General features: G+C 68.5%; 16 protein-coding genes, 1 tRNA gene and 1 pseudogene. 11 read left to right on the top strand and 7 right to left on the bottom strand.

Annotated features, from left to right (window positions below):
* A partial coding sequence (locus FNH05_RS38125) for a hypothetical protein (RefSeq protein WP_186382611.1) occupies positions 1-300 on the top strand: 300 nt, incomplete at its 5' end.
* Positions 301-630: 330 nt separating this feature from the next.
* Positions 631-1635 (top strand): annotated as a pseudogene (locus tag FNH05_RS39335) (recombinase family protein); the annotation flags it as partial.
* Positions 1636-1905: 270 nt separating this feature from the next.
* On the opposite strand, the gene FNH05_RS39330 reads toward FNH05_RS39335, so the two are convergent.
* The 4 genes from FNH05_RS39330 to FNH05_RS40045 form a co-directional block, all read right to left on the bottom strand.
* Positions 1906-2136: a hypothetical protein gene (locus FNH05_RS39330; protein WP_246127818.1), complete on the bottom strand. Its 231-nt coding sequence runs from the start codon at positions 2134-2136 to the stop codon at positions 1906-1908.
* A 76-nt stretch (positions 2137-2212) separates the two neighbouring features.
* Positions 2213-2288, bottom strand: a tRNA-Lys gene (locus tag FNH05_RS18635).
* A gap of 11 nt (positions 2289-2299) precedes the next feature.
* Positions 2300-2605, bottom strand: coding sequence for a hypothetical protein (locus FNH05_RS38855; protein WP_222426649.1), 306 nt, complete (start codon positions 2603-2605; stop codon positions 2300-2302).
* Positions 2592-2897: a PadR family transcriptional regulator gene (locus FNH05_RS40045; protein WP_222426648.1), complete on the bottom strand. Its 306-nt coding sequence runs from the start codon at positions 2895-2897 to the stop codon at positions 2592-2594. The genes FNH05_RS38855 and FNH05_RS40045 overlap by 14 nt, the downstream gene beginning before the upstream one ends.
* Between FNH05_RS40045 and FNH05_RS38120 the strand changes: the two genes are divergently transcribed.
* Together FNH05_RS38120 and FNH05_RS18625 are read left to right on the top strand one after the other, a co-directional pair.
* Positions 2890-3063, top strand: a complete 174-nt coding sequence (locus tag FNH05_RS38120; RefSeq protein WP_186382612.1) for an MFS transporter — start codon at positions 2890-2892, stop codon at positions 3061-3063. The genes FNH05_RS40045 and FNH05_RS38120 overlap by 8 nt on opposite strands.
* Complete coding sequence (locus FNH05_RS18625) at positions 3060-3707, top strand: MFS transporter (protein ID WP_186382610.1); 648 nt, start codon at positions 3060-3062, stop codon at positions 3705-3707. The genes FNH05_RS38120 and FNH05_RS18625 overlap by 4 nt, the downstream gene beginning before the upstream one ends.
* A 338-nt stretch (positions 3708-4045) precedes the next feature.
* Here FNH05_RS18625 and FNH05_RS18620 read toward each other — a convergent pair whose 3' ends face one another.
* Positions 4046-4507: a hypothetical protein gene (locus FNH05_RS18620; protein ID WP_222426647.1), complete on the bottom strand. Its 462-nt coding sequence runs from the start codon at positions 4505-4507 to the stop codon at positions 4046-4048.
* Positions 4508-4602: 95 nt separating this feature from the next.
* On the opposite strand from FNH05_RS18620, the gene FNH05_RS18615 reads away from it, so the two are divergent.
* Positions 4603-5241: a TetR/AcrR family transcriptional regulator gene (locus tag FNH05_RS18615; RefSeq protein ID WP_144589975.1), complete on the top strand. Its 639-nt coding sequence runs from the start codon at positions 4603-4605 to the stop codon at positions 5239-5241.
* A gap of 117 nt (positions 5242-5358) precedes the next feature.
* A complete protein-coding gene (locus FNH05_RS18610; protein ID WP_144589974.1) occupies positions 5359-6231 on the top strand; it encodes an SAM-dependent methyltransferase in 873 nt (290 codons plus the stop codon).
* Between the two features lie 5 nt (positions 6232-6236).
* Here the strand turns inward: FNH05_RS18610 and FNH05_RS18605 are convergent, their stop codons facing one another.
* Both FNH05_RS18605 and FNH05_RS18600 read right to left on the bottom strand, forming a co-directional pair.
* Positions 6237-6644 (bottom strand): hypothetical protein, encoded by a 408-nt coding sequence (locus FNH05_RS18605; protein WP_144589973.1) that lies wholly within the window; start codon positions 6642-6644, stop codon positions 6237-6239.
* Positions 6637-7002 carry a hypothetical protein gene (locus FNH05_RS18600; RefSeq protein WP_144589972.1) on the bottom strand — a complete coding sequence of 122 codons (366 nt, stop codon included), beginning with the start codon at positions 7000-7002 and terminating at the stop codon, positions 6637-6639. The genes FNH05_RS18605 and FNH05_RS18600 overlap by 8 nt, the downstream gene beginning before the upstream one ends.
* A 161-nt stretch (positions 7003-7163) precedes the next feature.
* Between FNH05_RS18600 and FNH05_RS18595 the strand changes: the two genes are divergently transcribed.
* The 5 genes from FNH05_RS18595 (at position 7164) to FNH05_RS18575 (ending at position 12863) form a co-directional block, all read left to right on the top strand.
* Positions 7164-8813, top strand: a complete 1650-nt coding sequence (locus tag FNH05_RS18595) for a thiamine pyrophosphate-binding protein (RefSeq protein ID WP_281287615.1) — start codon at positions 7164-7166, stop codon at positions 8811-8813.
* Between the two features lie 106 nt (positions 8814-8919).
* On the top strand, positions 8920-9858 hold the full coding sequence (locus tag FNH05_RS18590) for an acyl-CoA desaturase (RefSeq protein ID WP_144589970.1): 939 nt from the start codon (positions 8920-8922) through the stop codon (positions 9856-9858).
* Positions 9859-10020: 162 nt separating this feature from the next.
* Complete coding sequence (locus FNH05_RS18585; RefSeq protein WP_144589979.1) at positions 10021-10224, top strand: cold-shock protein; 204 nt, start codon at positions 10021-10023, stop codon at positions 10222-10224.
* A 276-nt stretch (positions 10225-10500) separates the two neighbouring features.
* A complete protein-coding gene (locus FNH05_RS18580) occupies positions 10501-11901 on the top strand; it encodes a hypothetical protein (RefSeq protein WP_144589969.1) in 1401 nt (466 codons plus the stop codon).
* Positions 11898-12863: a glutamate ABC transporter substrate-binding protein gene (locus FNH05_RS18575; protein ID WP_246127817.1), complete on the top strand. Its 966-nt coding sequence runs from the start codon at positions 11898-11900 to the stop codon at positions 12861-12863. Before FNH05_RS18580 ends, FNH05_RS18575 begins: the two co-directional genes overlap by 4 nt.
* Positions 12864-13081 lie beyond the last annotated feature (218 nt).

The raw sequence follows: 13081 nt of genomic DNA, 5'->3' as shown, positions 1-13081 counted from the left end.
ACCCTGCGCCGCGAACAGATCCTCCGCCACGCGATCACCAAGCACCTGGGCGCCAATACCGGACTACCCGTCGCCCTCGCCTGCGCCGAGTACACCAACCCCACCCCGGGAGGCTTGCACGGCCAGGTATGGATCCCGTTGGGCAGCATCTCCAAATACGGACGCTCGACTCTCGCCGAGATCGTTTCCGTCCGCTCCGTGGCGCCTTCGGAGCAGGCCGACTACTGGAGGGAGGTGAGCGGCAACGACGACATGATCCTCGCGGACGACATCGACCACGAGGGCCGTCAAACCGCCTGAGGCAGAGAGGTGCGCCATGCCCCAACGCCAGCCCAACCGCCCCGAGAACGACAGCTATGACGCCACCGTGGTCCCGCTCCGACCCGCACGATCGTCCACGCAGGGCACATGGCGCGTGGAGCGGATTGACACTGAATCGATGACACCACAGCAATACGAGGTCGCCGTGACCGTCCTGGCCACGCTCGTAACCCAGTGGCGAAACAAGCAGGAAAATGCGAAAGAAGCACGCAGAAAAGCTGCGTAATCGAAGCTATTTGGCTCTGCATTCTTGTGGCGACTGAGCGATAATGGAACATAAATGTGTGACCCATAGGAAGGATTGGTCATATGGCGCGCTCTTCGACCGCGCAGCGGGCAAGAAAAACAGCGGCCATACTCGGCGAGGACGTACGGGTCGGCGTCTACGTGCGGCGCTCGACCGATGACGAGCACCAGCCCTACTCCATCGAAGCCCAGGACACTCGCCTGCAGGCTTATATCGAATCGCAGCCCGGATGGCGGCTCGTCGCCCGGTTTCCCGACGACGCCTCCGGCGCTACTACCGAACGGCCAGGTCTGCAACGCGCCCTCTCCGCCGCCCGCGCCGGAGCGATCGACGTGCTGCTGGTCTACCGCGTCGACCGGTTCTCCCGAAACCTCCGTGACATGGTCGTGCTGCTCGACGAACTGGACTCCGCCGGGGTGGTGTTCCGCAGTGCCACCGAGCCATTCGACACGTCCACCCCGATGGGCCGCATGCTGGTGCAGATGCTCGGCATGTTCGCCCAGTTCGAACGCGACACCATCATCGACCGCGTCATCGCGGGCATGGAACGCAAACACGCCAAAGGCAAATGGAAAGGTGGCAAACGCCCTTTCGGCTACCAGGTCGACAAAGCCACCCACGCTCTGATCGCCGACGAGCACGAGGCAGTGATCGTGCGGTTGATCTTCGACCTCTACACCCGCGAACGGCTCGGCACCCGCGGCATCGCCAAGGTCCTCAACGACCGTGGTCACCGCACCACCACTGGCGGACGATGGTCAGGGCACCAAGTCATCCGCGCCCTCAACAACCGCGTCTACCTCGGTGAACTCACCTTCCGGGAAACCACCGTGACCGGCGCCCACCCGCCCATCATCGAATCGACCGTGTGGGAGCAAGCCCAAGCCATCCTCGATGCGCGAGGCGAGTCCCATGCCCACCGCGCCGCCTCCGGTTCCGACTACGTCCTCACCGGGCGCCTGCGCTGCCCCAAGTGCGGCAAACCGATGATCGGCACCCGCGCCACCGGCCGCAACAAGACCTACCGCTACTACACCTGCTGGAACCTCGCCCGGTACGACGCCAGCAAATGCGACTACCGGCGACTCAACGCCAACGCCGTGGACGCAGCGATCCTCGACGCACTGGGCACCTTCTACCGCACCCGCCACGACCTGATCCGCGACATCATCACCCAGCAACAGAAACAGCACCGCGCCGCGCACGCCGACCGACAGGCCGAGATCAACGCCGTCGACGCCGAGATCACCAAGACCGAGGCAGCGATCGGCCGCTACCTCACCGCCTTCGAACGCGGCATCATGGACGAGGAACTCGTCTCCGACCGACTCACCGACCTACGAGCCAAGACCAAACAACTCCGCGCCCGCCGCGACGAGCTGCTTCTGGCGTTGGACGACGAACCCACCGCACCCGAGCCCGAGACCCTCACCGCGATCGCCGATCACATCGCCGAGATCATCACCAGCGGCACCCACAACCAGATCAAAGCCCTCGTCGAAACGCTCATCGCCAAAGTGACCATCACCGGCCCCGACCGACTCATCCCCGTCTTCCGCGTCCCCCAACCCCGCGGCAACCACGAGGAACTGGCCCTACCAGCGGAAACGGCCTCAGACGGAGCGGTTCGCACAATGACCAAGTTGGTGGGCCGCCCGGGGCTCGAACCCGGAACCTATGGATTAAAAGTCCACAGCTCTACCAATTGAGCTAACGGCCCGCGCACGTAGTCTAGCCGGTGCTCGCAGCGCCTCGGCCACGCTGGGTGGTTGTTCCCCGTGTGGCCCCCGTCTCGGAGGCGTGTTGCGCCCGGGAGTCGCTCTTCTCCAGTTGCCGGAGGGTTTTCCGCAGCCAGGCCAGTTCGGCCTGGCTGGTGGCCTTGGCGATGGTGAGCATCCCCTGCCGGTACGGGTCGTCGAAGTCCTCCGCGCTGAGCGGGCGTCCGCGTTCGTAGAAGAAGCTGGTCGGTTCTTGGAGGAAGGTGAGGCGCCGGTGGAGGACGGCGGCTTCCGCGGCCGGGTCGTCAAGGTGGCGCAAGAAGGCCAGGACGACGTACCAGCGGTTCTCGTCGCTGATGTCGAGGTCTTCCGGTGCGCGTAGCCGTGCCCGCAGGGCGGTGCGTCCCGCGTCGGTGAGGGTGAGTACGTGGCGGGGTGCCGCGGCTTGGCCCGGTTCGGTGCAGCAGCCCGGCCTGCTCCATGCGTTTGATCTTGGGATACAGGGTTCCCTCGGCGATGGGGCGGATGTGCCCGGTGAGTGCTGCGATCCGGGTGCGCAGCTCGTAGCCGTGCGGCGATGTAGGTCGGACCGGAGGGGGATCGATGGCCATACCCGTGATCGCGCTGATGCTGTGCATCTTCTGCATCGGCACTGCCGAGCTCGTGGTGACCGGGCTGCTTCCGCAGCTTGCCGTCGACCTGCACGTCTCGGTCCCGTCCGCCGGTCTGCTCGTGACGCTGTACGCCGCCGGGCCGTCGTCGGCGGACCCGTCGTGACGGCGCTGACCACGAGGGTTCCTCGCAAGGCCCTGCTACTGGCACTGATGGGGCTGTTCGCGGCCGGCAACGTGATCGCCGTCGTCGCGCCTTCCTATGCATGGCTCGCGGTCGGCCGGGTGCTGAGCGCTCTGTCGCAGGGCACGTTCTTCGCGGTGTCCGTGATCGTCGCGCTGACCTTGGTGCCGCCCGAGAAGGCGGGCGTCACCATCGCGAATCTGGCCTTCGGGCTGAACCTGGCCACCGTGCTGGGCTCGCCGCTAGGCACGTTGCTGGGGCAGCATCTCGGCTGGCGCGCCGTTTTCGGCGTCATCGCGGTCGCCTCCGTGCTGTGTGCGGTGGCGCTGTGGCGAACGGCGCCGGCCGTCGCCGCCGACGGTGGCTCCGTAAGGGCCGAGTTCGCGGTCTTCCGCAACCCCGCGGTGTGGCAGTCGATCCTCATCACGACGCTGGCCCAGACGGGGCTGTTCGCGGTGATGACCTACATGGCCCCGCTGGTCACCGGCGTTTCCGGCTTCCCCGTGAGCTGGGTTTCGGTGCTGCTGCTGGTGTTCGGCGCCGGCTCGGCGCTGGGCAATTTCGCCGGGGGACGGCTGGCCGACGGTGGCTGCTGGGCTCCCTCGTCGCGTTGCTCACCGGACTGACGCTGAGTCTGCTCCTGCTCTGGCTGGTCCTGCCCTCGCGGGTGCTGACCCCGCCGGTCCTGCTCCTGTTCGGCGCGTTCGGCTTCTCGATCGTGCCCGGCCTGCAAGCGCGGATCATGCGCGGCACCACCGGGGCGCCCACCCTCGCGCTGTCGGTGAACGTCTCCGCGTTCAACATCGGAAACGGCCTGGGAGCGTGGCTCGGCGGGCAGGACATCGCGCTCGGGTTACCCGTCCGCTCGGTCGCGATCGTCGGCGCCGTGCTCAGCGCCGGTGGGCTGGCGGCGCTGGCTCTCGTGTGGGCTCGGGAAAGGAAGGCGGCCGAGCAGGCGCCGGCCCTAGAGCTTCACGGGGCGTCCGCGCCAGAGGGACACCACGGCAGCGAGGCCGGCGATGGTCGGCAGCAGGGTCAATATCCCGTACCCGAGCGGGAGGATGACCTTGTACGCCCCACCGCCCATGGTGAGATGCGCCAGGGAGAGGCAGGCGCCGACGACGAACACGATGGTCGCGGCCCCGCGGGCCCAGCGCTTGCGGGTGACCACTGCCCAGATCATCGGCAGCCAGCAGAGGATGCCGAGAACGCCGATGATCACAAGGTAGATCACGATGGCGTTCCGGTCGGCTTTCACGAGGTCGGGGCCCCAATCGGGGTAGGCCGCGCGCACGTGGTCCGCAACGGTGTCGACGGTGGCCACGTCCACGAGCGGGGCCAGCGTCGCGACCACGGTCAGGGCCAGGCCGAGCAACATGGCTCCCGGCCAACGCCGCCGGGTGGGGTTGTCAGTGGGTGTCGCCATGAGAAGCCAGCCCTTCCGGATGCTCCCGGGATATCATTCCTACGTTGTAGGTATACGTCTACAGCGTAGGTTTCGGCTACGGGAGCGCCTTGGCAGTGGTCAATCGCACACAGGGACAGTCGGCGGGACTCACCCGCGAACGGATCGGCCAGGCCGCGGTCGAACTGGTGGATCGGGACGGGCTCGAGCGGTTCGGCGTGCGGCGGCTGGCCGCTGAACTGGGGGTGGACCCGATGTCGATCTACAACCACGTCAAGGGCAAGGCCGCGCTCCTCGACACGGTTTCCGCGACGGTCCTCGCCGAGACCGGGGCCGAACTGGGCTCCGCGCCTCCCGGCGGCGACTGGATCGATGTCGCCCGCGGGATGGCCCACGCCTACCGCGAGCTGGCACACCGGCATCCCCGCGTGTTCCCGTTGCTGACCACGCGGGCCCAGACCTCGCCGGTCGCCCTCGCCGCCCTCGAACAACTCGCGGCGGCCATGCGCCGTGAAGGTGTTCCGGACCGGGTCGTCGCCGATGCGCCGTTGCTCCTGTTCGGCTTCCTCAACGGCTATCTGCTCGCCACGCTGAGTGCGGCCTCGGAGGCCGTCTCCCCTGACCTGCTCCTCGCGGAATACCCGACGATGGCCGCGCTCGCCCCTTTGCAGGCCGGTTTCGGCTCCCGGGAGGAGTTCGACCGCATGCTGGAGACCGTGCTCGGCGGAATCCGGGCCGCGGCCGGGGAGCGGTAGCGCGGGCCGGGGCATTGGTGCTTTTGAGTTCATTTTCTGGAACGAGCCGCATCCGGGTCTCGTTTACGGCAAGATCGGGCCGCTCGCCTTGACCTGAAGGACCCGGGAGGAACGTCGATGCCTCGGTTGGACGGGCCGGTGCAGGCGCTGGCCCGTGGGGACGCGGAGCGACTGCTGGCCGAGTCGGCCAACAAGCCCCACGAGGGCCGGGTGTACGACTACTACCTGGGCGGGACCTCGAACTACGCCGCGGACCGGCTGTTCGCGCAGCGCCAGATCGCGACGCTGCCGGACCTGCCGTGGGCGGCCCGCCAGAACCGAGGTTTCGTGGGCAGGGCCGTCCGGCACCTGATCGCGCGCGGGATCCGGCAGTTCATTGACCTCGGGTCCGGTTTCCTCGTCGACGGCACCGTCCACCAGGTCGCCGAACAGTACGCGCCGGGAGAATGCCGCGTCGTCTACGTCGACCACGATCCGCTGGTCAGCGACCGGACGTACCGGCTTCTGCAGCAGACCGGGCAGTTGGAGCGCAACCGCTCGGTCAACGGGGATCTCCTGCGCCACGAGGAACTGTGGGAAGCGGTCCTCGGCTCCCGGCTGATCAACCCGCGCCGTCCGGTCGGCCTGCTGATGACCGCGGTACTGCACTTCGTGCCCGACGAGGCCAACCCGCACCCCTCGGTGGCGTTCTTCCGCGACCAGGCCACCGCGGGCTCGGGGCTCGCGATCTCCCACATCACCACCGACGGCATGTCCGCGCAGGCCAGGGCGAAGCTGGAGGCGGTGGCCAAGGACTACGACCAGACCACCTCGCCGATGATCACTCGCCACCGCGGCGAACTGCTCGCGTTCTTCGGGGACTGGCCGCTGGTGCAGCCGCCGGGCCTGGTGTGGACGCCCGAGTGGACCACTCCCGAGTCCGGTGCGGTGGTGGTGCCCGAAGATCCCTCCCGCGCCCAGGGCGTGGCCGGGCTGGCGTGGAAGCCCTGAGGTGTTCAGTCCGCGGTGACGCGGGCGGTACGGCGGAGCCAGAACAGCCCGATCACCGGCAGCACCAGCGGGATGAACAGGTAGCCCTCGCCGTAGCCGGACCACACGGTCGCGTCCGGGAACGCGGCGGGGTCGAACACGCTGAGGGTGCCGACGGCCAGCACACCGAGCAGTTCGACGCTGCACGAGACCAGCGCCACGGTCCACGAGGTGGAGCCCTTCCTGGCGAGGGCCACGGTGGCGACGATGTAGATCACGGCCGCCAGCGCCGACAGCAGGTAGGCCAGCGGCGCCTCGTGGAACTTGGTGGCGATCTGGACCGCGGCCCGCGAGGTCGCGGCCAGCGCGAAGATCGCGTAGACGGCGACCAGTACCCGGCCCGGCCCGGTCGCGGTGTTCTTCGTCTCAGGCACTGGCACCTCCCCAGATCTGGTGCAGGCGCAACACCATGACCGGGATGGCCACGCAGGCGATGCCGAGGATCACCGTGCTGGACCGGCTGCGTTCGGCCAGCGCCCAGGCGGCACCGGCGGGGATGATCACGAGCGAGCCGATCAGATAGGCCAGGAACGTCACCAGGCTGCCGGGGTGGTGGCCGCCGATCAGCAGCACCACGCCGATCACCAGTTGGACGACCAGCAGCAGCTCGACCAGGCCGAGCGCGGCGAGCAGGGGCCGTCCGGGCTCGCGGTCGCGGGCGGCGAGCAGGAAGCTCCAGGCCGCGACGACGAGGGCGCAGACCGCCACCGCCACCCCGAAACCTGAAATCACGGACGGTAGCTTAGCCCGGGCTCCGTCCGGACCGGCGCGAGGCCCTCGCGCCCGATGTCCACAAAGGACCGCGATCCCGTTCTACTCAGGGGTGTTTACCAACCGATCGGATGACATCACGTTCACTTGACCGGAGTACGCGCGCTTGATTACCTTGTGTCATCACGTATCAGCGAGGATGGACCGTCGCCCAGGCCGCGGTCCGGGTTATGGTCGATGCCGGTGTGCGGAACGCGTACACCGTGCCCGCTGACTCCTTTCTGGAGCTCCTCGACGCGATCCAGCTCGAACCCCTCATGCGGCTGGTCGCCGCGCGGCACGAGTCCGCGGTGGCCTTCATGGCCGAGGCCGAGGGCAAGCTGCGCGACCGGCCGGCCCTGCTGCTCGGCAGCCGGGGACCGGGCGTGTACCACTTCGCCACCGGACTGCACACCGCGTGCGAGGACGAGACCCCGCTGATCGTGCTGCTCGCCGACCCGCCGTCGATGAACCTCGTCGGCGGCGGTGACGACGAGCTGGACCAGTTGGCCTTCTTTCGCCCTTTTGCGAAGTGGCTCGCCAGGGCCACCACCCCCGGCGAAGTGCCGGTGCTGCTCGCCCAGGCGCTCACGGAGGTCCAGCGAGGCCGGCGCGGACCCGCCGTGCTCGCCGTCCCGGCCGACGTCTGGGGCGCCCCGTTCGATGCCCCCCTGCCCGCACCCGAACCGCCACCGGAGCGGTCGGGTGCGTTGCTGCGCTCGGCCGACGAGGTCGCCGGGCTGCTGGCGGACTCCCGCTACCCGGTGGTGATCGCGGGCAGCCGTGCGCGCCAGGCCCGCGACGAGCTGATCGTCGCGGCCGACAAGCTCGGCCTGTCCGTGTACAACGCCTACCGGCGGCAGGACGCCTTCCCCGAGAACCACGCCCGGTACGCGGGGCACCTCGGGATCGGCATCCCGCCCCGGCAGTTGGACGCGCTCGCGCGGGCGGACCTGGTGCTTTCCCTCGGCGCCCGGCTCGACGAGGTCACCACCCAGAACTACCGGTACCCGGGTCCCAGCCAGACCCTCGTGGTCATCGGGCCCAACCCGCTGCCGACCCGCCGCCGCGGCCTGACCGTCCGGATCGACTGCGAGATCGGCCCGTTCCTCCGCGAGCTGTGCGCGGTCGCGGAGCCGAGGACACGGCGCAGTTCCGCGGCCAACGCGGGGACCCACACGTTCATGACCCCGCCGGACACCCGCGGCAACGCGTTGGTGCACCCGGCCGAGGTGGTGCGCGCGGTGCGCAAGGTGGTGCCCGAGGACACCATCGTGGCCGCCGACTCCAGCAACTTCGCCGGTTTCGTGCACCGGTACTGGTGCTTCACCGCCCCGCACACCCAGCTCGGGCCCTCGGCCCGTGCGATGGGGTACGCGGTACCCGCCGCGGTCGCCGCGAAGCTCGCCGCGCCCCAGCGCACGGTGGTCGCCATGGTGGGGGACGCCAGCGCGATGATGACCGGCCAGGAGCTGGAGACCGCGGTGCGGTACCGGGTGCCGATAATCGTCGTGGTGATCCAGAGCGGTATCTACGGCGAGATCGCGATGCACCAGGCCCGTACCCACGGGCGGCTGTCGGGCGTTTCGCTCGGCATCATCGACTTCGCGTCGTGGGCGCGTTCCTTCGGCGCGGTGGGCTACACGGTCGAATCGCCCGAACAACTCGAACCCACGGTGAGCAGGGCACTGCACCACCAGCGGCCGACGGTGATCGACGTGCGCACCGACCCGGACGTGGTCGCGCCCGACATCCGGCTCAGTGCGCTGTTCCCGCGGACTCGCCCGAACTGAACCATTTCCGCGAGGCGGGGGCGGGGTCCGCTCGCGTTTTCCCCGCCGCTCACGTACGTTGAAATTTCCTTGCTGCGTATCGAAACGTGAAAACTGGTCTCTTCATATGTCTCTGGAAACTCCGGTACGGAAACCAAAACCGATCATTTCCGGCACGAGGTCGTTGTCCGAGCACGTCACGGTCAAGGTTTTCGTGCTGCTGCCGCTGCTGGCCCTGGCCGCGGCGGTGCCCTTCGCCTGGGGTTGGGGGTTGAGCTGGCTGGACATCGGCCTCGGCGCGTTCTTCTTCGTCGTGTCCGGGCTCGGTGTCACGGCCGGATACCACCGCTACTTCACGCACGGCTCGTTCAAGACCGGCCGGGCGCTGCGCGTCGCGCTCGCGATCGCCGGGAACCTCTCCGCCCAGGGGCCGGTCACCACCTGGGTGGCCGACCACCGGCGCCACCACGCCTTCTCCGACCGCGTGGGCGATCCGCACTCTCCGTGGCTGTTCGGTACCGGTCCGAAGGCGCTGGCACGGGGCTTCTGGCACGCCCACATGGGCTGGCTGTTCGAACGCGACGTGACCAACGCCGAACGGTTCGCGCCGGACCTGCTCGCCGACCGCGACATCCGCGCCGTCGACCGCCTGTTCCCGCTGTGGGTGGCGCTGACCTTCCTGCTCCCCGGCGTGCTCGGCGGCCTGCTGACCTGGTCGGTCTGGGGCGGGGTGACGGCCTTCTTCTGGGCCGGGTTCGTGCGGGTCGCGCTGCTGCACCACGTGACCTGGTCGGTCAACTCGATCTGCCACATGATCGGGGAGCGCCCCTACGCGAGCCGGGACCGGGCGGCGAACTTCTGGCCGCTGGCGATCTTCTCCTTCGGCGAGGCCTGGCACAACCTGCACCACGCGGACCCCACCTGCGCCCGGCACGGGGTGGGGCGCGGGCAGATCGACATCACCGCCCGGCTGATCTGGATCTTCGAAAGGCTCGGCTGGGTCCGCCAGGTGCGCTGGCCGACACCCGATCGGCTTCGACGGTTGGCGTTCCGGCCGGATCTGTGATGTACTGATGGTGGTCTCAAGCTTTTGTGTTCGTGTTTACCCACGCTCGCAAGACTTAGCGGGCGTAGTGGTTCCCCCTTTGGGAGAGCAAACCGTCTCGTAGTGACCCGGGGCATCGGCACGGTGTTCTCGTTTTGTTTGCTGTATTTGGAGATATCTTTTATGGTTCAGGGCACTGTGAAGTGGTTCAACTCCGAGAAGGGGTTCGGCTTCATCACTCCCGACAACGGTGGTGGCGACGTGTTCGTGCACTACTCCGAGATCCAGGGCAACGGGTTCCGTAGCCTGGAGGAGAACGCGCGCGTGCAGTTCGAGATCGGCCAGGGCCAGAAGGGCCCGCAGGCGACCTCGGTCAGCATCATCTGACACAAGCTTTCGACAAGGAGCCCCCGCCTCGACGAGGCGGGGGCTCCTGCCGTACCCGGTAGGTGTGAGGTGGCGCACAGCATGCCTGTCGGTGTTTTTCCCCCAACGCAATCCCGGCTCGCCGACGGCATCGGACAAGACACATATCAATAACGCCTTTGTCCGGCGCCGGTCCATCTTCCCTGTTCCGGCAGGGAAAGCGCAGGAGTCGATGGCGGTGCTCGCGGCGCCTCGGATACCTTCATGCGGGTGGTCTCCGGGCGAGGGGTGGATTTGATGACGAGCACCGCGACGCGGCCTGGGGGGCCGGGCGCACCCGTGACGGAGCAGCCTCCGGCGCCGGCGCCCGTCGGCTCGCCTGAGGCTACTCGTACCGGTTTCGCCGGGCTGATCGAGTTGCCGGTCGCCGCGGCCCGCGGCCTGATGCGCTCGGTGCGCACGAGCCCGGGCAGGCTGACCGTGATCGGCAGCGCACTGGTACTGCTGACGCTGCTCACCGGCCTGGTCGGCACCGTCATGGTGCAGGGCAAGCAGAGCACCCTCAGCGACCTGACCGAGCATCGCGAACCGCTGACGGCCGCCTCCCAGGAGGTGTACCGCTCGCTTTCGGACGCCGATGCCACCGCCGCAAGCGCTTTCCTGGTGACCGGGACGGAACCGCAGGACCTGCGCAACCGGTACGACGTGGACATCGCCCGCGCGGGCGCGGCACTGGCCAAGGCCGCGTCGGACGCGGAGGGCGTCGCCGACGCCGCGGCGAAGGTCGACGTGATCAGCCGCAACCTGCCCGTCTACACCGGCAAGATCGAGACGGCGCGCACCAACAACCGGCTGGGCTTCCCGGTCGGCGCCTCCTACCTGCGCGAAGCGTCGAACCTGATGCGGACGACGATCCTGCCCGCCGCGGCGGATCTCTACCGCATCGACACCGCGAGGCTGGTCGCCGAGCAGGACGACGCCCGGGGCTTCCCGTGGTTCACCATGGCGCTGCTGGTGGTCCTGCTCGCCGCGCTGATCGCGACGCAGGTGTACCTGACCCGGCGCACCAACCGGTTGCTCAACATCGGACTGGTGGTCGGCACCTGCGCGATGGTGATCGCGCTGCTGTGGGGTTCGGTCGCGCTGATCGTGCAGAGCGTGCTGGTCGGCGGCGGCAGGGACGACGGCAGTCATCCGGTGGACGTGCTCGTCCAGGCGCGCAGCGGTGCCGTGCAGGCGCGTGCCGACGAACTGCTCACGCTGGTCGCCCGGGGTGACGGGGCAGGCTACGAGCAGGATTACAAGTACCTTTCGCCGGTCGTCGGTTCGCTGTTGAAGCAGGCCAAGGACGTGATGACCGGGGACGCGGCCAAACAGATCGATGTGGCGCTGGCCGCCGTGAACGACTGGCAGACCGCGCACAAGGACGTCCGTGCCAAGGACAACGGCGGTGACTACGCCACCGCGGTGAAGCAGGCGATGGACGCCTCGCAGGTGAACGGCCCCGCCGCTTCCTTCGCCAAACTGGACGACGCGCTGGTCAAGGCGATCAACATCGGACGGCAGAACTTCCTGGACGAGACCTCGAGCGGGGGTCGGGCCCTGACCCTGCTGGCCCCGGGTGTGGCGGTGCTGTCCGTCGTCGCCGCCGCGGGCGTGACGATAGGTATCCGTGACCGGCTGAGGGAGTACCGGTGAGCACACGAAGAAGGTTCGGCGCCCTGGTCGCGGCGCTCGCCCTGCTGGCCACCGGCTGTGCGGGAGCGGGTATCCCGGTCGATCCGGCGCCGGTCGGCACCGTCGGGCAGCCGCAGCCCGCGAACGTCGGCGGTGCGGACCCGACGAGCAGCGGGCCGAACTCGGGTGGTTGCAACACCGACAGCCTGCCGCCGAGCTCGTCCATCACGTCCGGCTCCACGATGGCGAAGATCCAGCGCCGCGGCCGCCTGATCGCCGGGGTCGACCAGACCACTTACCTGTTCGGGTTCCTCAACCCCGCCAACGGCAATCTCGAAGGGTTCGACATCGAGATCGTCAAGGCCATCGCGACCGCGCTCTTCGGGAGCTGGCAGGGGCACGTCCAGTGGATCACGATTCCCTCCTCGGAGCGGGAGAACGTCCTCAAGTCCAATGCCGTGGACATCGTGGTGCGGACCTACAGCATCACCTGTGCCCGGTTGAAGGACGTGAACTTCTCGGCCGCCTACTACCAGGCGGGCCAGCGGGTGCTCGTGCCGAAGGACTCCGCCGTCAAGGGACTCGACGATCTCGGGGGCAAGAAGGTCTGCGCCGCCAAGACGTCCACCTCGCTGAGCACCATCGCCAAGGCCGCTTCGAAGCCGATCCCGGTGTCGGTGAGCAACTGGTCCGACTGCCTGGTGATGCTGCAGCAGGGACAGGTGGACGCCATTTCCACCGATGACGTCATCCTGGCCGGGATGGCCAAGCAGGACCCGAACGTCGCCGTGGTCGGCAGCCCGTTCACCAAGGAGCTGTACGGGGTGGGGATCCCGAAGGGCCAGGAGGACATGGTCCGGTTCGTCAACTCGGTGCTGGAGTCGGTGAAGAGCAACGGAACCTGGCAGACGAACTACGACCAGTGGATCGCGCCCGTGCTCGGGCACGCGTCCCCGCCGACCGTTTCCTACAGTGGGGGTTAAGTGATGTCCGAAGAGCCTCGTCGCCCCCGGCACGCCGCGCCGGACAACGAGCCCGTTTCGGGACAGCTCGACGAGCACCGCGACACGGGGTGGACGCGGTCGCCGAACGAGCTCACGGGCTCGGGGCCCTCGCCGTCGCCGTCGGGCCCGCCACCGGCACCGGCACCCGGGACGGCCTCGCGACCGGCACCGGGGGCACCGCCGCCGATGTCCGAGCG

Origin of the sequence: Amycolatopsis rhizosphaerae, from assembly GCF_007713715.1 — a bacterium.
In the GTDB taxonomy this organism is placed as follows: domain Bacteria; phylum Actinomycetota; class Actinomycetes; order Mycobacteriales; family Pseudonocardiaceae; genus Amycolatopsis_E; species Amycolatopsis_E rhizosphaerae.
This window is presented reverse-complemented; position numbering and strand designations above follow the sequence as displayed.

Bases quoted from the DNA above. Each gene is read 5' to 3' on its own strand.
- FNH05_RS40045 (WP_222426648.1), bottom strand. From the start codon at position 2,897: ATGGCCATCGATCCCCCTCCGGTCCGACCTACATCGCCGCACGGCTAC.
- FNH05_RS38120 (WP_186382612.1), top strand. From the start codon at position 2,890: ATGGCCATACCCGTGATCGCGCTGATGCTGTGCATCTTCTGCATCGGC.
- FNH05_RS18580 (WP_144589969.1), top strand. From the start codon at position 10,501: ATGACGAGCACCGCGACGCGGCCTGGGGGGCCGGGCGCACCCGTGACG.
- FNH05_RS18585 (WP_144589979.1), top strand. From the start codon at position 10,021: ATGGTTCAGGGCACTGTGAAGTGGTTCAACTCCGAGAAGGGGTTCGGC.
- FNH05_RS18590 (WP_144589970.1), top strand. From the start codon at position 8,920: ATGTCTCTGGAAACTCCGGTACGGAAACCAAAACCGATCATTTCCGGC.
- FNH05_RS18620 (WP_222426647.1), bottom strand. From the start codon at position 4,507: ATGGCGACACCCACTGACAACCCCACCCGGCGGCGTTGGCCGGGAGCC.
- FNH05_RS18610 (WP_144589974.1), top strand. From the start codon at position 5,359: ATGCCTCGGTTGGACGGGCCGGTGCAGGCGCTGGCCCGTGGGGACGCG.